Source organism: Magnetovibrio sp. PR-2 (genome assembly GCF_036689815.1).
Lineage (GTDB): Bacteria > Pseudomonadota > Alphaproteobacteria > Rhodospirillales > Magnetovibrionaceae > Magnetovibrio.
In genome coordinates this window covers 245881-265698 of the sequence record NZ_JBAHUR010000001.1, presented here as the reverse complement: position 1 = coordinate 265698, position 19818 = coordinate 245881, and the positions used below count along the sequence as shown (strand labels likewise).

The following is a 19818-nucleotide window of genomic DNA, read 5'->3' as shown; positions in this document are numbered from 1 at the left end:
GCGATATCAGACGCGCATGGGCATCAGCACATAGAGTGCGTTTTCATCGCCGTCTTCACGAATGATGGTCGGCGATGCGGCGTCAGACAGCGACATGGTGATGTCGTCGCCTTCGAGTTGACGCATGATTTCTAAGAGATATGCGGAGTTAAAGCCGATCTCCAAACGCTCGCCGGCGTAATCGGTTTCCAGCTCGTCCGTCGCACTGCCGCTTTCGGGGCTGGAGGCCGACAAAACCAACGATCCGTTATCCAGCGTCAGCTTCACCGCACGGGATTTTTCGGTGGAGATGGCGGACACCCGGTCCACAGCCTCTGCAAACGGTTTGCGCGCGACCTTCATTTCTTTGTCGTTGCCCTGCGGAATGACGCGTTCGTAGTCGGGGAACGTGCCGTCGATCAGTTTCGACGTCAGCACCACGCCGTTAAACGCGAACTGAACCTTGGCTTCGGACAGCGACACCCGGATTTCGGCTTCGGTTTCTTCAATAAGCTTGTGCAGCTCGTTCACCGTTTTACGCGGCACGATCACGCCAGGCATGTCGCCCGCGCCGTCCGGCAGTTCCGCGTCGGAACTCGCCAGACGGTGACCGTCTGTCGCCACCGCGCGCAGCACCGGCTGGCCGTTTTCTTCTGCGGCGTGCAGGTAGATGCCGTTGAGGTAATAGCGGGTTTCTTCGGTGGAGATGGCAAAGCGGGTTTTGTCGATGAGCTCTTTCAGCTCAATGGCGGCCAAGCCGAAGTTCACGGGCAAATCGCCGCCGCTCATCACCGGGAAATCACCCGGCGCCAAGCACGACAGGGTAAAGCGTGAGCGGCCCGAGCGCAGAACCATTTGGCCGTCGCCGGACGTGGCGTCCAGTTCGACCTCGGCCCCGTCGGGAAGCTTGCGGACAATTTCGTAAAGCGTGTGCGCGGGCGCTGTGGTTTCGCCGGGCTCGGTCACTTGGGCGTCGGTGGCATCGACAATGTCCAAATCCATATCCGTGGCGTTGAGGCTGAGCTTGCCGTCGCCTGCGGTCATTTTCACGTTGGAGAGGATGGGAATGGTGTTTCGGCGTTCAACGACGTTTTGCACGTGGCCCAGGGATTTCAACAGGGCGGCTCTTTCGATGATCAGCTTCATATCTTGTCCAACTCAAACTTTCTACACAGGTTGCGCGCATCCACTTTCGCGCCCACAGACATCTGACGGGAAGACTTAGGATTTGTGCACCGAACGCCCGAAAATCAAGTTTCGGATAACGCACAAAAACGGATCGGAAATCGCCCCCGAATCCTCCCCTTAAAAAAGGTCGCCCATTATAGCAAAACACCCCCAAACCCGAAGCGATTTCTTAAAGCTAGCTGGGGTTGAATACAGGCGTAATATCAGATGGTTATGGGGGTCGAATTGCTGGCAATAGATAGCGGTTGAGCCAAGCCGTCAAAAAAGCATCATTTGGCGATTCGTGCGGCGTTTGCCAAGAGCTTACTTCAACACGTCGCTCCCGTGAAAACGGGAGCCCAGGGGCGGTGCAGCACAGTCTTCGTGTCGCCCTGGATTCCCGCTTTCGCGGGAATGACGTCACCGTTTCTAGTAATCAACACCTTCTTCGCCCAGAAAAGCGCGGATTTTTCCCCATAAATCATGGTATGGACCGAACACGTCCATTAAACGATCATTTTTGTATGCCTCATCTCTAAATCTTGAAAATGTATGTGTATAATACTTAAGGGCCGCCAACTGCTGGTCCGTCAAATTTTGATCTTCAGCACCAATCCCATTTGTCAGCAGATGATCAAAATAACTTATTGCGGAACTAACAGAATCTGGCCGTATTAATCCAAGCCCTAAGTCCATTGCAGGATCTTCAGTACTCGACTTAAGGTTAGGCATAACGTCCCCAATCACCTGAATATATTGGTCAAATAAATTTTCCCGTCGGCCTACACTCTCTGCAAATAATGTACTCGCTGCAATTTTATTGGCCTCCAGCATCGCCTTCGCAGATTTTAGCTGCATCTCGGCCTGATCTTCCAAGACACCACGCGTCAGCTTCATCTCTTTGCGCTGCAACTCTAATTCCTGACGCTGTAGGGCGAGCGTCCATATAAACCAGCCCAGCGCAACTGGTGCTACAAATCCAGCTAAAAAATCACCCCATTCATTGGCAGTACTGGGAACAACATTGAGGCAAAACAAACCGCTAATGAGGGCCACGATGTACAAAACGGTCAAAACAATTGCGTATTTCAAGACGGCCTCCTTAAGTGCGAATCGCACAACTATTATACGAACAAGCACCTAGGAAACCACACAAGAGAGTGGCCGTAGCATCACAACAAACTCCGTCGCTCCTGCGCAGGCAGGAGCCTATGGGCCTCTCAGAATCATGTCTCTAACGATCACTTTTGAGCACACGCCCATGGATTCCTGCCTTCGCAGGAATGACAATGTTTTCGGTGGTAGGCAGCAAAAACCCCTTTACCATTGTGTATATGCCAGTAAGCTAATGAAACACGCGGCCTCCCCGATACGCGCTTTAAGGAACAATGCATGAGTATCGGTTTTCCCCGCGAAGTTATGACACCCCACCGTAAAATCCCCCTAGACGTCCCCGAAGGCATGACGGCTGTTGAGTTTTTCAACTCCGCCGCCAACTTGCGCAATCTGGCGCTGGACAACGGGTTGATGCGCAGCCCCGAAGACTTTTTAATGTATCGCAAGGCCATTGGGCACAGTCTCGAATTCGACACGTCGGTGATCTTGGACACGTCCCAACGCATCCTCGATCCCCTGGGCCGTCCGGTGCGCCGCGATCAATTGTCTGATCGTGAAAGCCACGTGTTCAGCCGCATTTCGCGCACCATTATCGAATACATGGCCGAAATTTACCCAGACCCGGAAAAAAACCTGATCATGTGCGGCGAGGCGAGCCTGGACGCCACGTGGCCCTTGGCCAAACCCGGCGTGCCCACCATTCGCATGATCCACAATCACTTCATCGCGTTCGGCCAAGACCAGCTGCAAAACGCCCCTGCGGCCGATCCGGACAACCCAAACTTGACCGACGGCGGGCACCACAGCCTGTTCCTCTATCATTTAAGCGACGTGTACCGCAAATTCATGGGTGTGCTGGATCTGCAAATCTTGGAGCCCCTAGACCCCATGTGCGGTACGCTGAAAGCCACGGGCTATCCCCAGGGTCTTCCCAGCTGGCAAGTCAAAGGCGGGCTCAGCGGCATAGTCGAGGCCCAATTCTGGCGTGAATATGATGCTATCTTAAAAGGATTTCTTGATTTCTATCGTGCGTTTTTTGCCCTGGTTGCCAACCCCGGCGGCGGCGTTCCGCAAGATTTATACTTCCCGGGTCAAGTCGACAACGTGTTGATGTTCAACAACGATTTTCACCGCGTCGCCAAAGAAATCCGCGACCGCATCAAGATGGATCCGCAGTTTGCCAACGACATCCGCTGGCGCCCGGCTTACAAACAGGTGATATATCGCGACGACAGCGGCAACTACATCGTCACCATCAGCCAAAACTCCATCGGCAACGCGATTACGGAATTGCTCGGCATCGTGGTCAACCGCACCACGGATGAAGACGCTTACGGAGCCGCAGAACCCGCCCTCATGGACAAGCTCCACACCGTGCGCGACCGCATGGTCAAGGCAGGTTTGGGAGATCCTGTTGAGAATTAATAGTGTGCTATGAATAAGCAAAATGGGCGGGTCAAAAGCATTGACCCGCCCATTGTATATCTTCTCAGTTGAGGCTCTTTAGCCTTCCAACATACGCCGCAGCAACTCTACGTCTTCGGCGAAGGTGGCGTCGCGTTCGCGTAGCTCTTCGACTTTTTTCACCGCGTGCATCACGGTCGTGTGATCGCGACCACCGAACTTGCGCCCAATCTCAGGCAACGAACGGCTGGTGAGTTGCTTGGCCAGATACATGGCGACTTGGCGCGGGCGGGCGACGGAGCGGGCGCGACGGGCCGAGTGCATGTCCGACGTGCGGATGTTGAAGTGCGCCGCGACTTTTTTCTGGATTTCTTCGATGGTCACCCGGCGATCGTGTGCCCGGATCAAATCGTGCAAAACGTCTTGCGCGGTTTCCAACGAGATGTCGCGACCGACCAAAGAGGCATGCGCCGCAACGCGGTTCAAAGCGCCTTCGAGCTCACGCACGTTGGAGGTAATTTTGTGCGCCAAAAACTCCATGACTTTGGAGGGCACATCAACACCCATGCGTTCGGACTTGGTTTGCAAAATGCCCAAGCGCAATTCATAGGTGGTGGCGTGAATGTCGGCCACCAAACCGCAGTTTAGACGAGACTTCAGACGGTCTTCCATGCCTTCCAAATCGGACGGGGATTTATCCGCCGAAATCACGATCTGGCGACCTTGGTCCACCAGCGCGTTGAAGGTGTGGAAAAACTCTTCTTGGGTCGAGTCCTTGCCGGAAATGAATTGCACGTCGTCAATCATCAAAACGTCCACATTGCGGAACTGATCTTTGAAATCTACGGTGTTTTGTTCGCGCAGTGCCCGAATGAAGCGGTACATGAATTTTTCCGCTGACATGTAGATCACCGTGCGCGCCGGGTCTTGTTCGCGGATGTGCCAGGCGATGGCGTGCATCAAGTGGGTTTTGCCCAAGCCAACACCGCCGTACAAAAACAGCGGGTTGAACTGTGCGTTGGGGCTTTCGGCAACGCGCTTGGCGGCCGCGTACGCAAATTCGTTGGGTTTGCCCACGACGAAGTTGTCAAAGGTGTAGCGCGGATCGAGCGGCGCGGAAATGTCCAAGCTGCCCTCGTTCGCTGAACCCGCAGCCGGAGCCGCCGGGCGCGTTGTGGGCACATGAGGCGAGCCTTTGGGGCTTTGTGCCAATTGCGTCAGTGCAGGGTTGGTGTTTTCGGCGGCCGCGTCTTCCCGCTCTGCGGCAGCTTTTGCCGCTTTTTTTGCATCGTCTTGGCCGTATTCCGCTTGAACGAACACATCGACCTCTTTGATCGCGGCGTTCAGCGTGCTCCACAGCTCACCCAGACGGTCGGCGTAGTGTGCCTGCACCCAGTCCTTCATAAAACGGGTCGGTACGGAAATGCGCACCTGACCGTCGATTATTTCGCGCACGGTCATGGGCTTCAGCCAGCTTTGGAAAGCGGCTTCACCCACTTCACCGCGCAGGCTGGTTAGGACATCGTCCCATTGTTCGGCCACATGGGCGTCAACATTTGCGCCGTTCATCGTTGGGCCCCCCAGATCGACAGGACATCGGTCCCCGGTTGCGTTGGCCGCACGCAAAAATCTTTATTCGGCCATGCCGCCAACAAATTTATTAAACACATTTAGTCAGTGCCTCAAAAAAGAACGTTACCACCCAAAGGCGACCCATGAACTGTGCAGTGCTATGTACAGATCAAGTCACCAGACTGCCCACAAGAGGGTCAAGAGCTATAAATTTATTATTGTTGGTCGCAGAGGTTTTATTTAACCACACAAGTAAAACCCCCATCCCCTCCATCCTTTTTATTGTGCGGAGGGTTTAGAAAACAACAATCCAGACTTCATAAGCTGAATGAATATTTTCGACATTACTGGTGCAGTCGGTCCCTGCCCCGTGACGAGTTGGATACTAGAGGGCTGTGGGCGTGGATTCAAGCCGTCGGGGTGTAGATATTTAAAAAAAATGGGCTTGACTCATAGACCCCTATTCAATCCATGCCCGCTATCCACATGTGCACCAAAAACGGGGGAAAACTGGGATAAATCACACCCTTCACACGGATTATACAAAACCACCATATATGGGTATTTTAACGCTCGCCAAACCCCACATTCGGATTCACAAGCCATCCATAGGCCAATCAGACTAGCCTATGCATGAATACTTTACGCCGCCTTAAAAGACGCTTCAGTGCACTTCGTCACACCTTCGCAAACAGGGCGGAAATAGCTCTAAATTCAGTACAACTTTAAATCGAGCACTCCGTTCCAACAACACGCAAAAAACCGCACCGAAAAAGCGGTGCGGTTTTAAACTTTTGCGGACCGGGGTCCGACCGTCAAAGACGAAGCTTTGGGGCTTAGCCCAGAGTTAGCCCAAAGCTTTGATGCTTGCCGACAAACGCGAAACTTTGCGGGACATGGTGTTCTTGTGGAACACACCCAGTTGCGCGCCGCGCATCATTTCGGGCTCAGCAGCCTTCAATGCGGAAGCAGCAGTTTCTTTGTCACCAGCGATGATCGCGGCTTCCACCTTTTTGATGGCGGTGCGAATGCTGGAGCGACGCGCGCCGTTCACATCGGTGCGACGGGCGGTCTGACGGATACGCTTTTTAGCGGACTTGTGATTAGCCATTTTCTTTTTAACCTTTGCGTTGAACGCATGTTCGAACGGAAGCGCGGTTTATAAAGGGCTCCCGGGGTTCCGTCAAGCCTCTATGCAACAGTTTTTTGACGTTTTTTAAGTGGGTTTCGCCCTAGCGGTTTTCAAACTTTGGTTTGCGCTTTTCAATAAAGGCATTCATGCCCTCTTTTTGATCAAACGTAGCGAAGCACGAGTGGAACAAGCGTCGTTCATAGCGCACCCCTTCGTTCAGGGTGCTTTCAAAGGCACGGTTCACGGATTCTTTTGCCATCTTGACGGTCGAGCGTGAGAACGTCGCAATTTTGGCCGCCATTTCCATGGCTTGGGTCATCAAATCATCTTTCGGCACAATGCGCGCCACCAGACCGGCGCGCTCGGCTTCTTCCACGTCCATCATGCGGCCCGTCAGCACCATATCCATGGCTTTGGCCTTGCCCACGGCGCGGGTCAGGCGTTGCGTGCCGCCAATACCCGGCACAATACCCAGGGTAATTTCCGGCTGGCCAAATTTGGCCGTGTCGGACGCAATGATCAAATCGCACATCATCGCCATTTCACACCCGCCACCCAACGCGAAGCCGGACACGGCAGCAATGACGGGCTTATAACAGGTCGACAAGCGATCCCAAGGACCAGAGATAAAGTCACCCATATAAGCGTCGTTAAAGGATTTATCCGCCATCTCTTTAATATCAGCACCCGCAGCGAACGCCTTTTCAGAGCCCGTCAGAACAATCACGTGAATATCATCGTTCGCTTCAAACGCGTCCAGGGCATGGCCCATTTCCGTAATCATCTGTGAATTCAGCGCGTTCAGGGCCTCGGGCCGGTTAAACGTGATCAGGCCCACTTGGCCTTCAATATCGGTAAGGATGGTTTGGTATTCGCTCATATCAACAACAGCATCCATAGGATGGGTCCTTTTGGGTGTTCGGGTTGGGGGAGGTTTCATTTATTATTATTGTCGGCATTTATTCGTGTGGGGCCAAAACAAAGCGCACCGCCACGCTAGAGCCCTGGGTCTCTATGGTCAGTTTCAACACCTCACCCTCGCGCTTGAATTCTGTTAGGTCCAGGGCGGTCCAGCCCAACTGGGGCAGGGTGTCTTTATAAAAGGCTAAAACGGCGTCTTTGGAATAGGGCGCGTCCACGATCACTTCGGCAATGCGCCCCGCAGAGGTGGAAAACTGCACCGCGTCTGCGTGTTCGACCATGCCCTCCATCAAGGGCAAGTCTTCAATGGCTGTCGAAAACAGTGCATCGGCAGCCATCACAGGACTGCTGAGCAGCAGAGCCGTGGCCAAAGCGATGGGAAATAGCGATTTCAGCATCAAGACGCCTTTCGGGCGGGCTTTTAAAAGAATCAACGTTGTTTGCGCGGACAATAATAAGTGGACCGCCCCCCTTGTTCCAAGCGTTGAATGCCTTTTGTCTTGGAAATATCACAATCACAGCCCGGACACGCTTGGCCTTCACGGTCGTAAACCGCAAAATTGTGCTGGAAATAGCCCAGTTCTCCGTCCGTGGTACGATGGTCGCGCAAAGTCGACCCGCCTGCATGAATAGCTTCATCCAGAACGTTTTTAATTGCACGCACCAGTTTTTCCGCGCGCCCACCTTGAACCGTGCCTGCCTTGCGTTTGGGCGACAGGCCTGCGCGAAACAAACTTTCCGACGCATATATATTGCCGACACCGCACACCACCCGCGCATCCATGATGGCTTGTTTAATGCCTTGTGTTTTACCCTTAAGCCTCTCCGCCAAGACCGGGCCCGAAAATGAATTTCCGATAGGCTCAGGTCCGATGACCTTAATCAGCGGATGATCCTGAAGGTTCTCTGACCCGCACAAATCCATCAGTCCGAAGCGTCTGGGATCCGTAAAAACTATGACTGACCCATTAGTCAGTTCAAATTCAACGTGGTCGTGCTTGCCGGGTTTGGGCATGTCGTCACCCGGCGCATAGATCCGGACTCGCCCACTCATGCCCAAATGCCAAATGAGCGTTTCATCGCGGCTTGTATCGACTAGTAGATATTTCGAGCGACGGCCAACTTTCAAGATTTCTGTGCCTTCCAGCCGTTTGACCATGTTTTTGGGGAAGGGCCGGCGCAGATCGGGCCGGCGCACCTCAACACGCACGAAACCAGCCCCCTCCATCACGGGGGCGAGGCCTCTTTTCACGGTTTCGACTTCAGGAAGTTCGGGCATAATCAGAGCAGCTTACGAAGTCCTTTTATCCGCGTCCAGTTCGGAGTAATGTCCCCCCCATGAGCGATACAAACACACACGAACAGCCACAAACCGAAGCTGGGGAAACCACCCACTTCGGCTTCAAAACCGTGCGCGCGGAAGAAAAAGCCGACATGGTGCGCGGCGTGTTCGATTCCGTAGCGTCTAAATACGACATCATGAACGATCTCATGAGCATGGGTGTCCATCGCCTGTGGAAGAACCGTTTGATCGAAAAGCTACGCCCGCATGCGGGACAAAAGCTGTTAGACGTCGGCGGCGGCACCGGAGACATTGCCTTTAAATATATGAACAAAGGCGGGGACGATGTCACGGTTTACGACATCAACGATGAAATGCTGGCCGTCGGACGCGATCGCGCCATCGACAAGGGACTGCTGTCGGGCATCCAGTTCCAACAAGGCAACGCCGAAGAGCTGCCTTACGAAGACGCCACGTTCGACGCCTACACCATTGCCTTTTGCATCCGCAACGTCACCCATATCGACCGCGCCCTGTCAGAGGCGCGCCGGGTCTTAAAGCCGGGCGGACATTTTTTATGCCTGGAATTTTCCACGGTCCAGGTGCCGGGCCTTTCACACATTTACGACACCTATTCCTTTTCCTTGCTGCCGAAAATCGGTGAAATCGTCGCTGATGACCGGGAGTCTTATCAATATTTGGCCGAATCCATCCGCCGCTTCCCCAATCAAGAGACGTTTAAGTCCATGATTGAAGACGCTGGCCTGGATGTGGTGAGTTATGAAAACCTCACCGGCGGCATTGCCTGCATTCACAGCGCCTGGCGCACATAAGATCAATCCGGGGACCTTAATTGGAATCACTGCGTCATATTCTTCGTCTCTTGTCTATCGCGCGCACCTTGGCGCGCCACGATGCTTTGTTCATTTTGGAAGAACTCAAGCTCACCCCCGGCGTGGTGTTTTTCGCCAAACTGGTTTCCAGCCGCAAAGCCCCTGGCCGTCCGGGTGAACGCTTGGCCCGTGCGTTTCAAGACATGGGCCCAAGCTTCATCAAAGTCGGCCAAATGCTGTCGACCCGCTCGGACCTTTTGGGCGAAGAGGTGGCAGCCGACCTCTCCAAGCTGCAAGACAAGCTGCCGCCCTTTTCCGGCGAACTTGCAAAGCAAGCTATTGAAGGCGAATTCGGTCAGCCTATCAACGACTTGTTTGTCAGCTTTGACGAAGATGCCATAGCGGCTGCGTCCATCGCACAAGTTCATTTTGCGGTGACAAAACCCACCGCCGAAAAGCCCGGTGAAGAAGTTGCCGTCAAGGTGTTGCGCCCCGGCATCGAAAAGGCCTTCCAAGGCGATTTGGAACTGTTTTTTTGGGGCGCGCGCCTGTTGGAACGCACCCGCCCTGAAATGCGCCGCTTAAAACCTGTGGAATCCGTGCAAACCCTAGCCCGCTCGGTCGAAATGGAGATGGATTTGCGTTTCGAAGCCGCTGCGGCTGATGAAATGCGCGAAAACTTCGAAGGCAACACAGACGTCTTTATCCCCCGCATCGATTGGCTGCGCACCGGACAGCGCGTCATGTGCCAAGAGCGTGTTCACGGCATCCCCTACGGTGACATCGAGGCCATCAAAGCCCAAGGGCACGATACCCTCGAAATTCTGCGCAAAACGGCGGAAGCATTTTTTATTCAAGCGTTTCGCGACGGTTTTTTCCATGGCGACATGCACCCGGGCAACCTGTTTGTGCTGCCCGACGGCGCCATCGCCATTGTCGATTTTGGCATTATGGGCCGCTTGGACCGTCCCACCCGCATTCACTTGGCCGAATTGCTGATGGGCTTTTTAGGGCGCAATTATCGCCGGGCCGCCGAAGTCCATTTCGAAGCGGGTTGGATCCCTGCAGACCAGCCTGTCGACGAGTTTACGCAGGCCTGCCGTTCCATCGCTGAACCTATTTTGGACAAACCGCAAAACGAAATTTCCATCGCGCGCCTGCTGGGACAGCTGTTTCAAATCACCGAGACCTTCAACATGGAAACCCAGCCGCAATTGTTATTGCTGCAAAAAACCATGTTGGTGGCCGAAGGAACTGGACGGCGCTTGGCCCCTGACGCCAATATGTGGCTGATTGCACGCCCGCTGATCGAGGCTTGGATGCGCGCCAACCTCGGCCCCGAAGCACGTATCAAAGACGCTGCCGAACAGGGTTTAGACGCCCTCAAGCGCCTGCCAAAAATTGTACATGGCCTTGAACATGCTTTGAGCCAATTCGATGCCCATGGTTTGCGCCTGCACCCCGATACCGTCGATCAAATGCGTGGGCGCGGACGGCGGCGTGAACGTATGACGGGACCACTGATCTTATTACTAGCCATTGCTGTTGCAGCCCTCGGATTTGCTGCGCTTTAAGCCCCCCTTTCCCTTTTTTCATCAATTTGTAGCCAAATTGGCTAATTAACACTTGCGTTGTGGGTTTTACGCCACTACGTTTAATCACACCATTTTCTAGTAATTCGTCGAATTGTCTTTGGAATATCCACCGTGCTAAACGGAAAACGCGTCCTTCTCATCGTCACGGGCGGCATTGCTGCTTATAAGACTCCCGACCTTGTGCGCCAGCTGATTAAAGCGGGCGCAAAGGTGCGTTGCGTGATGACGTCGTCCGCCGAACAGTTCGTCACGCCCCTCACCCTCGCCAGTGTTTCGGGCGATAAAGTCTACACGGACTTGTTCTCGCTGACCGATGAACATGAGATGGGCCACATCAATTTGTCCCGCGAAGCCGATGTGCTTTTGGTTGCGCCGGCCACTGCCAACACCTTGGCGAAATTGGCCCATGGCATCGGTAACAATTTAGCCACCACATTGCTGCTGGCCACCGACAAACCCGTCATCGTCGCGCCCGCCATGAACGTGCGCATGTGGGAACACGACGCCACCCAAGACAACGCAGAACTGCTCAAAGCGCGTGGCGTAACGTTCATCGGTCCCGACGAAGGCGACATGGCGTGTGGAGAATGGGGCGAAGGGCGCATGGCTGAGCCTGCGACCATGGTTGACGCCCTTGACGTTTTTTTTGACGGGCACGCGCCGCTCAAAGGCAAAAAGGCCATTGTCACCTCTGGCCCGACCCGTGAAGCCATCGACCCGGTGCGTTTTATCGCCAATCACTCTTCCGGCAAACAAGGTCACGCCATTGCCGAGGCGCTGCGCGATTTAGGCGCAGACGTCACCTTGGTGTCCGGACCTGTGAGCTTATCTGAACCGGTCGGCATGACGGTTGTGAACGTTGAAAGTGCGCGCGACATGAAAGCCGCCGTGGACGCGGCTTTGCCCTCCGACATCGCCGTTTGTGCCGCTGCCGTCGCCGACTGGCGCGTGGACTCGCAAGCTGACCAAAAGCTTAAAAAGGATAATACGGGCATTCCGACCCTCAGCATGGTCGAAAACCCCGACATTTTGGCCGGTCTGTCCCAACCCGGACCGGACCGCCCCACGCTGGTGGTCGGCTTTGCCGCTGAAACCCAGACCGTGATTGAACACGCGCGCACCAAGCTCGCTAAAAAAGGCTGCGACTGGATTTGCGCCAATGACGTTTCACCAGCCAGCGGCACCTTTGGCGGCGACGCCAATACCGTACATTTGGTGAGCCGCACCGGTGTCGAAGACTGGCCCAGCCAATCTAAACGCGCGGTCGCGCGCCAGCTGGCCGAACGCATTGCTGCGCACATTTCCCCTGACACAAACGAACAGGCGCAAGGATAAACCATGAGCCGGATCGAAGTCGCCGTTCAGCACCTGGACCACGGCAAGGATTTGCCCTTACCTGCGCAGGCCACAGCGGGCGCGGCGGGTGTCGATCTGTTGGCGGCGATCTCCAACGATTTGGTGCTGGAACCCGGTGAACGCGCTTTGGTGCCCACGGGCATTTCCATCGCCTTGCCCGACGGCTTTGAAGCCCAAGTGCGGCCACGTTCGGGCCTCGCCAACAAACACGGAGTCACGGTGCTCAATACACCGGGCACCATTGACGCCGATTATCGCGGAGAAATCGGCGTCATTCTCATCAATCACGGAGCCCAGTCCTTCACCATTGAGCGCGGCATGCGAATCGCTCAAATGGTGGTGGCTCCGGTCATGTTCGTCGCATGGAAAAACGTCAATGAATTACAAGCCTCAGAACGGGGCGCAGGCGGCTTTGGGTCGACGGGGATAAATACCCCCACGTCCAACGACACACAGCCGTAACTCGCAAGTTATTTCGGGGAGTAACAGGGAACAATGCTGCGATTATCAAAAAAGATGCTGTTTGCCATAGAGGCGGTGCTCGATATCGCCTATCACGCAGGCAGCGAGCCGGTACAAAGCCGGGAAATTACCCGCCGCCAAGACATTCCGCGGCGGTATTTGGAACAAGCGCTGCAGCAGCTGGTGCGCGAAGACATCTTAATTGGTGTTCGCGGCCCACGCGGCGGTTATCGCTTGGCCCGTGAACGCCGACGCATTTCCATCGGCGATATCGTTCGTGCCGTGCGCAAAATGGAAACGGCAGACGATCCTTTACAAGAAACAACGGGTTCAGAACTGGGCGTCAAAGTGGTGCGGCCCTTGTGGTTGGAGATGCAAAACGAGGTGATGAAACAACTCGATCAAGTCTCCATCGACGACATGTGCAACCGTGCCCACAAATCCGGGATTGAAAGCGAAGGCCGCAAAAGCCTGGATTTCACCATTTAATCAGACAAATATACCAGATACCTCCCGAAAGAACCCTGGGGTTGTCCAACTGGTGAAACCACGCTACAAATTTTGCCTAAAGCACAGCGCATGAATGCATAAACATATAATTTTACGCTGGGCTGTTAGGGAAGGGCGAAGGACCATATGAGCAACAAACAAGACTCACAAGCCCCCGGCCGCGGGCGCGTCTATGACAGTATTTTAGACACCATCGGCGCCACGCCACTGATTAAACTCCAGCGCTTGGCGGACGCGGAGAATTGCAAGGCCATCATCATGGGCAAGTGCGAATTCTTCAATCCGTTAGCCTCCGTCAAAGATCGCATTGGCTTTGCCATGGTCGAAGACGCAGAAAAAGACGGGCGTATCAAGCCTGGCGACACGTTGGTTGAACCGACGTCCGGCAACACCGGCATCGCCTTGGCCTTCGTCTGCGCCGCCAAAGGATACCGCTTGATCCTCACCATGCCCGAAAGCATGTCTATTGAACGGCGCAAGATGTTGGCCTTTTTAGGTGCTGACATCGAACTCACCCCGGCGGCCCAAGGCATGAAAGGCGCCATTGACCGCGCCGAAGAACTGCACACAACCAAGGGCTATATGATGCTCCAGCAGTTCACCAACCCGTCCAACCCGTCCATTCACCGCTCCACCACGGCGGAAGAAATTTGGAACGACACCGACGGCGCTGTTGATGTGGTCGTCAGCGGTGTTGGCACCGGCGGAACGCTCACCGGCATCGGTGAAGTGCTCAAAGCGCGCAAACCCTCCGTGAAAATGATTGCGGTCGAGCCCGAAGACAGTGCCATCCTATCGGGCGGCGTCCCCGGCCCGCATAAAATCCAAGGCATCGGCGTTGGATTTGTCCCGGCTGTCCTCGATCGCGCCTTAATTGATGAAGTCGTGCAAATCGGCAATGAAACGGCCTTTTCTACGTCGCGCAAAGCGGCGCGCACCGAGGGTCTGCCCGTCGGCATTTCGTCCGGCGCCGCCTTGGCGACCGCGTTGGAAATTGGTATGCGCCCGGATATGGAAGGCAAAACCATCGTGGTTATCTTGCCATCCTTCGCAGAACGCTATCTTTCGACGCCGCTGTTCGAAGGTTTGGGCCAAGACTAACCCCATTTTTGCCCCCTCCGACGAAAGTCGGGGTGGGCGTTGTATTGAGTTTCCCGTACACTCATATCTGCAGCCTGTTCCTGAACTTAGCACTTGCCTTCCTTATGGAAGGTTACCATTAAAACAAAGTGTTAGAGGATATTTATCCTGATCCAGCGTGCACGGAACAGGACGATGTATTTAGGCTTAACGCCATAACTCAAATCAAAAATGCTTATTTGAGGCCACGATGGACTTTACGGAAGACCAAATTCAGCGCTACGCCCGCCATATTTTGCTGCCTCAAGTCGGCGGAGAGGGACAGGCCAAACTTTTAAACGCCAAGGTGTTGGTCATCGGTGCCGGCGGGCTGGGATCTCCGGTGTTGATGTATTTGGCGGCGGCCGGTGTCGGTACCATTGGCGTGGTCGACGATGACGTTGTCGACCTATCCAACCTGCAACGCCAAATCGTTCACACCACGGCAAGCATCGGCATGTCGAAGGTCGAAAGCGCCAAAGACGGTCTCAAAGCCCTCAACCCCGACGTCAATCTGATCATGCACAAAGAGCGCATCCATGCGGGCAACGCTCTGGACCTGATGAAAGACTACGACCTCGTCACGGATGGATCGGACAATTTCGCTACCCGTTTTTTGGTTAACGACGCTGCATATTTCAGCCGCATTCCCTTGGTTTCCGGTGCGATTCTGCGCTTTGACGGACAACTGTCCACGTTTAAAAATTTTCCCGGCGGGCACGAAGACGGTCCGTGTTATCGCTGTATCTTTCGCGAACCTCCACCCCCTGGCCAAATTCCAACCTGTGCGGACGCCGGGGTCTTGGGTGCGCTTTGCGGCTCCGTCGGGTCGCTCCAAACCACCGAAATTCTCAAAGAACTGCTTGGCATTGGCGACAGCATGTCCGGACAGCTTTTGGTTTATGACGCTCTGGCCACCGAAATGCGTAAAATTAAGGTCAAGCGCGACCCCGGTTGCCCGCTGTGCGGGGACAATCCCACCATTACGGATCTGTCCATCCATCAAAAGGATACGTGAGGCGCATGGCGGAAGTTTTGAACTCTGATCGTCCCGACAAACTGTCCGTCGTTGTCTTTTCCGGCGATTTCGACAAGGTGCACTATGCCCTGGTGATGGCGTCTGCAGCCGCAGCGACCGATACAGACGTGACCTTATTTTTCACCATGGAAGCGGCCCGCGCCCTGCTCGGCCCCGATGAAAATGGCGCGCCGGGCTGGACCAAGCAACCCACCACCGGACCGTTCGAAACGGGTCAAGACATGAACCAGGCCTTCCAAGACCGTTCCGTCGCCGAATTCGAAACTCTGTTACAAGCCTGCACTCAATTGGGTGTGCGCTTCATGGTGTGCGAGATGGGCCTGAAGGCTTTGGACTTGGATCGCAGCCAATTGCGCAGCGACATACAGTTTGAAATTGGTGGTGTGGTGACCTTCTTAAATGACGCCAGCCGCAACGGCGCCATGCTGTTCATTTAATTGCGAAAACTCTCATATATGTGATTATCAGGCCTCAATGCCCCAAAAAAGACCACCAAACCCCATTAATAATGCACAAGTGTGCCATTTTGAGCCCTGACCTTTAGAATGGCTCTAATTCTGGCCGCAAGGTCAAAACCAAAAACGGCGGCCCTTTGAGAGCCGCCGTTTTGTTTAGATATCCAACAAAACACGGTCGGGTGGGGAGTGCCCATCGGCAAAGGTCTTGATGTTGATCAGCACCTTGTCGCCCATATCGACGCGACCTTCACACGTGGCGGAGCCCATGTGGGGCAGCAGCGTCACGTTGTCGAGTTCCAGGAATTTAGGATTGATGGCCGGCTCGTTTTCATAAACGTCCAGACCCGCGCCCGCGATGTCTTCGTTTTTCAGCATGCGGATCAGAGCCGCTTCGTCGATGATCTCACCGCGTGCGGTGTTCACCACGTAGGCATGACGCTGAAGCAGTTTCAAACGCCGGGCGGACAGCAAGTGATAAGTCGCCGGGGTGTGCGGGCAGTTCACGGAAATAATGTCCATGCGCGCCAGCATCTGATCCAGACTTTCCCAGTACGTCGCTTCCAATTCGTTTTCCACATCTTCGTGGACCCGGTTGCGGTTGTGATAGTGAATGGACAAACCGAAGCCTTTGGCGCGTTTGGCAACGGCGCGGCCAATGCGGCCCATGCCGACGATGCCCAAACGCTTGCCGTGAATCCGATGACCCAACATCCACGTCGGTGCCCAACCGGCCCATTGACCGTCGCGCAGCTTGCGTTCACCCTCGAACAAGCGGCGCGGAACCGCCAACAGCAACGACATGGTCATATCGGCGGTATCTTCGGTCAACACATCGGGGGTATTGGTCACCATCACGCCCCGTTGACGCGCGGTGGCCAGATCGATGTGATCCACGCCCGTACCATAGTTTGCTATTAAACGAAATTGGTCGCCAGCTTGGGCCAAAACGCCTGCATTAATATCGTCGGTGACGGTTGGCACCAGGACGTCGCAGGTTTTGACTGCTTCAGCCAGTTGGTCCTGCGTCATCGGAACATCGTCGAGATTCAGTTGAACGTCGAACAGTTCCATCATCCGGGTTTCGACCGGATCCGGAAGTTTGCGTGTTACCACGACTTTGGGCTTTTGATTATTGCTCATTTATGCCCGCCCCTCTCAGGGCTCGCCTCTGTTAAACCTGGGGAAATGCGAGTTTAAACCCGCCCTCCCTTTGTGCCTACCAGCAAACTTAGACCCTGTCCAGATACAAGGTGCGTCGCGCCTCTGAAATTCGCACAGCAAATGTCGTGCGCCCTTTACCGTGTCTTAACTTACCTCAAGATAGGCTATTGCCTGTAAAACTTGGAGAGCGCCATGGGCAGTCCCGCAACACGCGACAAAATCGTTGAGATCGGTGACGATCTTTTACAACGCAGAGGCTTTAATGCCTTCAGTTACCAAGACATAGCGGACCAATTGGGCATCCGCAAAGCCAGTGTGCACTATCACTTTTCCAACAAATCCGATCTCGGCACGGCCTTGGCCGAACGCAACGCCAACTGGGCCTTACAGACCTTGCAGCACATCGACACCCTGCAGTTGACGCCCTGGCAGCAGTTCGATGCATTTTTGACGCCGTTCCTCGCGCGCATTCGAACCTGTGAACGCATGAGCCCGGGGGCTATGCTGGCGTCGGAGTTGGAAACCTTGCCGCAAACCGTTCAGGAACGGAATTTTGAATATTACTTGATCATCCACACCTGGCTCACGCGCGTGCTGAGCCTGGGCCGCAATTCAGGCGAGATGTATTTCGCAACGGACCCCGCGATCAAAGCCGATGCCGTCATCTCCATGTTAGAAGGCGCAGCTGTCCTTGCAAAAACCCGCAAAACTGCCGATTTTCTCGACCCTTTGATGGCCGACATTAAATCCGGCCTGGGTGCTTAAGAGGGGACCTAGTAGAAATGTCACGTCTCAATGCTTCGCTTCATATTGACCACGCGGCTCAAAAGAGTACAAGTATGCCCACCTCAACGACCGATGCGTGCTGCGCATCCCTGCGCCCCAAAGGATTTTCGTTTATGCGCCGTCTTTTTGCCGCAAGCCTTCTGAGCCTGATGCTCAGCGCACCCGTGGGCGACAGTGTTGCTCAGGTGTCCGGTTCCGGATTGCCCTTGCCGCGCTTTGTTTCTTTGCGCGCCGGCGAAGTGAATTTGCGCACCGGTCCGGGTGTTCAATACCCGGTAGATTGGGTTTACCGCAAATCAGGCCTTCCGCTCGAAGTTATTGCCGAATACAAAGCCTGGCGCAAGATTCGTGATTGGCAGGGCTCGCAAGGCTGGGTGCATCAAACCATGCTGTCGTCCAAACGCACATTTATTGTGACCGGCATCAGTCGCGATTTGCGCGCAAAACCATCGCAAAAATCAGCCCTGGTCGCACAGGTCCAGTCGAACGTGTCGGGCAACCTTTTGGCCTGCCCCGCGTCGATCACGTTTTGCAAAGTCGACGTCAGCGGTTTTGAAGGCTGGATGAACCGCGCCGACTTCTGGGGCTTGCTCAAAGGCGAAAGCTTCGAATAGAGCCAAAAGCCCGCGTTGCCTTCCAAGTCGCCGATCAACAGCCTATTCCCGCATATAACGTGAATACCATCACCTAACCTTTTGGTCAGGTATTTTATCGATGAGTATCAAGGCATTAATTTCGGCCATTCACAGATACTGACTTAATGACAGACAAACGTCCTTAAAATTGATTCTACCACTTGAAAATGAATAAAAATTCCATATAAGAATATCACATTGTCGTTTTTATTTTACTTTCACCTCAAGCCTCTGAAAAACTTGCAACAATAATGTTTTGATTTTCTGACAATAAGCGGTAATCCAAAATGCCCGACGTCGACCTCTTCACACAAGGGGGAACGCAACCCCGGTAGCCCCAAAGTCCTCATGGGGAAGGGGGATCACCCGCCCGCCCAATCACCGTCACCGATCCAACGCATCCGACTTTGAAGAAATTTGGCAAATTGGCACTATTCTCGGGTGGCGCAGCCTGGTTACTGACCCGGCCCGAAATCAAATAGAACCCTTTGCTTCACGCGGCTGCATGGGCCACAACGGCCTTGCTTGTCACAGGGTTTTTCACCAAGAACAAAGAAATTACCAAAAACGGGCTCATATTCGCCGCTAGACTCGTATGCATTGGACTTCTAGTGGGCCCAAACAAAGCAGATTCAGACCAACACGCTCTGAAGAGCTGTGCCTTAAGCCAAATCCCCAGCCAAAGCCTCACGCGCTGCTTCAGGCAATTTTGCCATGTGGCCGTAGCCGTCATGGCCAACGGCAAAGACAACGTCCGTACCGGCGACCTTAAAGGCTTCGGCCTGGGCATCGGTGAAAGGGAAGTGCAAGAACTGGATTGAAGACGCTTTGCCCTCTTCGGAGGTGCGCTCCACGTCGTCTTCGGGCACGGCCATGATCTTGTCACCGCCCACAGACAGGCTGATGGTTTTTTCGACACCACCCAGACCCGCTAAAAAGCGATTGCGGCGGTCTTCATCGTCGATTTCGAACATCAACGTGCACACCAGCTCGCGGCCCTTCGGAATCAAAGGGTTATAGGCGCGCAGCTCGTCTGCGATCTGCTCTTCCCCGCCTTGTTCGATGTGCAGCATCTCGTGAATTTGGTGCCACATGGTTTCATAATTTTCGAAGTACGCCGTCGCATCCGGGCCGATGTGCACACGGCGGTTTTTCTTCATTTGTGTCACAGCCTTACGACGCTCCACACGGACGGCAGCGTATTCGCCCATATCCATGATGTCGTCACGGGTGATTTCACAGGCTTCGCGAGTCATTGTCTGGTCTCCAATGGTGGTCTATAGGCCGTATG

The 19818-nt window shown here is 54.4% G+C and carries 20 protein-coding genes; 11 read left to right on the top strand and 9 right to left on the bottom strand.

What is annotated here, in order from left to right:
* Positions 1-6: 6 nt before the first annotated feature.
* The gene (dnaN, locus tag V5T82_RS01365) at positions 7-1125 is read right to left on the bottom strand and encodes a DNA polymerase III subunit beta (protein WP_332893779.1); all 1119 of its coding nucleotides are present in this window, start codon (positions 1123-1125) and stop codon (positions 7-9) included.
* A gap of 450 nt (positions 1126-1575) precedes the next feature.
* The gene (locus V5T82_RS01360) at positions 1576-2238 is read right to left on the bottom strand and encodes a hypothetical protein (RefSeq protein ID WP_332893778.1); all 663 of its coding nucleotides are present in this window, start codon (positions 2236-2238) and stop codon (positions 1576-1578) included.
* A 300-nt stretch (positions 2239-2538) separates the two neighbouring features.
* Here V5T82_RS01360 and V5T82_RS01355 point away from each other — a divergent pair, with 300 nt between their 5' ends.
* A complete protein-coding gene (locus V5T82_RS01355) occupies positions 2539-3687 on the top strand; it encodes a hypothetical protein (protein WP_332893777.1) in 1149 nt (382 codons plus the stop codon).
* A 78-nt stretch (positions 3688-3765) separates the two neighbouring features.
* Here V5T82_RS01355 and dnaA read toward each other — a convergent pair whose 3' ends face one another.
* From dnaA to mutM, 5 genes are all read right to left on the bottom strand, one after another.
* Positions 3766-5235 carry a chromosomal replication initiator protein DnaA gene (gene dnaA / locus V5T82_RS01350; protein WP_332893776.1) on the bottom strand — a complete coding sequence of 490 codons (1470 nt, stop codon included), beginning with the start codon at positions 5233-5235 and terminating at the stop codon, positions 3766-3768.
* Between the two features lie 850 nt (positions 5236-6085).
* Positions 6086-6349 carry a 30S ribosomal protein S20 gene (gene rpsT / locus V5T82_RS01345; protein WP_332893775.1) on the bottom strand — a complete coding sequence of 88 codons (264 nt, stop codon included), beginning with the start codon at positions 6347-6349 and terminating at the stop codon, positions 6086-6088.
* Between the two features lie 121 nt (positions 6350-6470).
* Positions 6471-7268, bottom strand: a complete 798-nt coding sequence (locus V5T82_RS01340; RefSeq protein WP_332893774.1) for an enoyl-CoA hydratase — start codon at positions 7266-7268, stop codon at positions 6471-6473.
* 61 nt (positions 7269-7329) lie between these two features.
* Entirely contained in the window at positions 7330-7689 is a 360-nt protein-coding gene (locus tag V5T82_RS01335; RefSeq protein WP_332893773.1) for a hypothetical protein, read from the bottom strand.
* Positions 7690-7721: 32 nt separating this feature from the next.
* Positions 7722-8570, bottom strand: coding sequence for a bifunctional DNA-formamidopyrimidine glycosylase/DNA-(apurinic or apyrimidinic site) lyase (mutM, locus tag V5T82_RS01330; protein WP_332893772.1), 849 nt, complete (start codon positions 8568-8570; stop codon positions 7722-7724).
* Between the two features lie 59 nt (positions 8571-8629).
* Here mutM and ubiE point away from each other — a divergent pair, with 59 nt between their 5' ends.
* From ubiE to V5T82_RS01290, 8 genes are all read left to right on the top strand, one after another.
* A complete protein-coding gene (gene ubiE / locus V5T82_RS01325; RefSeq protein WP_332893771.1) occupies positions 8630-9406 on the top strand; it encodes a bifunctional demethylmenaquinone methyltransferase/2-methoxy-6-polyprenyl-1,4-benzoquinol methylase UbiE in 777 nt (258 codons plus the stop codon).
* Between the two features lie 20 nt (positions 9407-9426).
* Complete coding sequence (gene ubiB / locus V5T82_RS01320) at positions 9427-10980, top strand: 2-polyprenylphenol 6-hydroxylase (protein WP_332893770.1); 1554 nt, start codon at positions 9427-9429, stop codon at positions 10978-10980.
* A gap of 132 nt (positions 10981-11112) precedes the next feature.
* Positions 11113-12336, top strand: coding sequence for a bifunctional phosphopantothenoylcysteine decarboxylase/phosphopantothenate--cysteine ligase CoaBC (gene coaBC / locus V5T82_RS01315; protein WP_332893769.1), 1224 nt, complete (start codon positions 11113-11115; stop codon positions 12334-12336).
* 3 nt (positions 12337-12339) lie between these two features.
* A complete protein-coding gene (gene dut / locus V5T82_RS01310; RefSeq protein WP_332893768.1) occupies positions 12340-12819 on the top strand; it encodes a dUTP diphosphatase in 480 nt (159 codons plus the stop codon).
* A 33-nt stretch (positions 12820-12852) separates the two neighbouring features.
* Positions 12853-13308, top strand: coding sequence for an RrF2 family transcriptional regulator (locus tag V5T82_RS01305; protein ID WP_332893767.1), 456 nt, complete (start codon positions 12853-12855; stop codon positions 13306-13308).
* A 147-nt stretch (positions 13309-13455) separates the two neighbouring features.
* Positions 13456-14430 carry a cysteine synthase A gene (cysK, locus tag V5T82_RS01300; protein WP_332893766.1) on the top strand — a complete coding sequence of 325 codons (975 nt, stop codon included), beginning with the start codon at positions 13456-13458 and terminating at the stop codon, positions 14428-14430.
* Between the two features lie 229 nt (positions 14431-14659).
* A complete protein-coding gene (locus V5T82_RS01295) occupies positions 14660-15466 on the top strand; it encodes a HesA/MoeB/ThiF family protein (protein ID WP_332893765.1) in 807 nt (268 codons plus the stop codon).
* A gap of 5 nt (positions 15467-15471) precedes the next feature.
* Complete coding sequence (locus V5T82_RS01290) at positions 15472-15924, top strand: DsrE/DsrF/DrsH-like family protein (protein WP_332893764.1); 453 nt, start codon at positions 15472-15474, stop codon at positions 15922-15924.
* Positions 15925-16098: 174 nt separating this feature from the next.
* Here V5T82_RS01290 and V5T82_RS01285 read toward each other — a convergent pair whose 3' ends face one another.
* A complete protein-coding gene (locus tag V5T82_RS01285; protein WP_332893763.1) occupies positions 16099-17085 on the bottom strand; it encodes a 2-hydroxyacid dehydrogenase in 987 nt (328 codons plus the stop codon).
* Between the two features lie 213 nt (positions 17086-17298).
* Between V5T82_RS01285 and V5T82_RS01280 the strand changes: the two genes are divergently transcribed.
* Together V5T82_RS01280 and V5T82_RS01275 are read left to right on the top strand one after the other, a co-directional pair.
* A complete protein-coding gene (locus tag V5T82_RS01280) occupies positions 17299-17871 on the top strand; it encodes a TetR/AcrR family transcriptional regulator (RefSeq protein WP_332893762.1) in 573 nt (190 codons plus the stop codon).
* A gap of 74 nt (positions 17872-17945) precedes the next feature.
* On the top strand, positions 17946-18506 hold the full coding sequence (locus V5T82_RS01275; protein WP_332893761.1) for an SH3 domain-containing protein: 561 nt from the start codon (positions 17946-17948) through the stop codon (positions 18504-18506).
* Between the two features lie 683 nt (positions 18507-19189).
* Here V5T82_RS01275 and V5T82_RS01270 read toward each other — a convergent pair.
* Complete coding sequence (locus tag V5T82_RS01270) at positions 19190-19783, bottom strand: DUF3501 family protein (RefSeq protein WP_332893760.1); 594 nt, start codon at positions 19781-19783, stop codon at positions 19190-19192.
* Positions 19784-19818 lie beyond the last annotated feature (35 nt).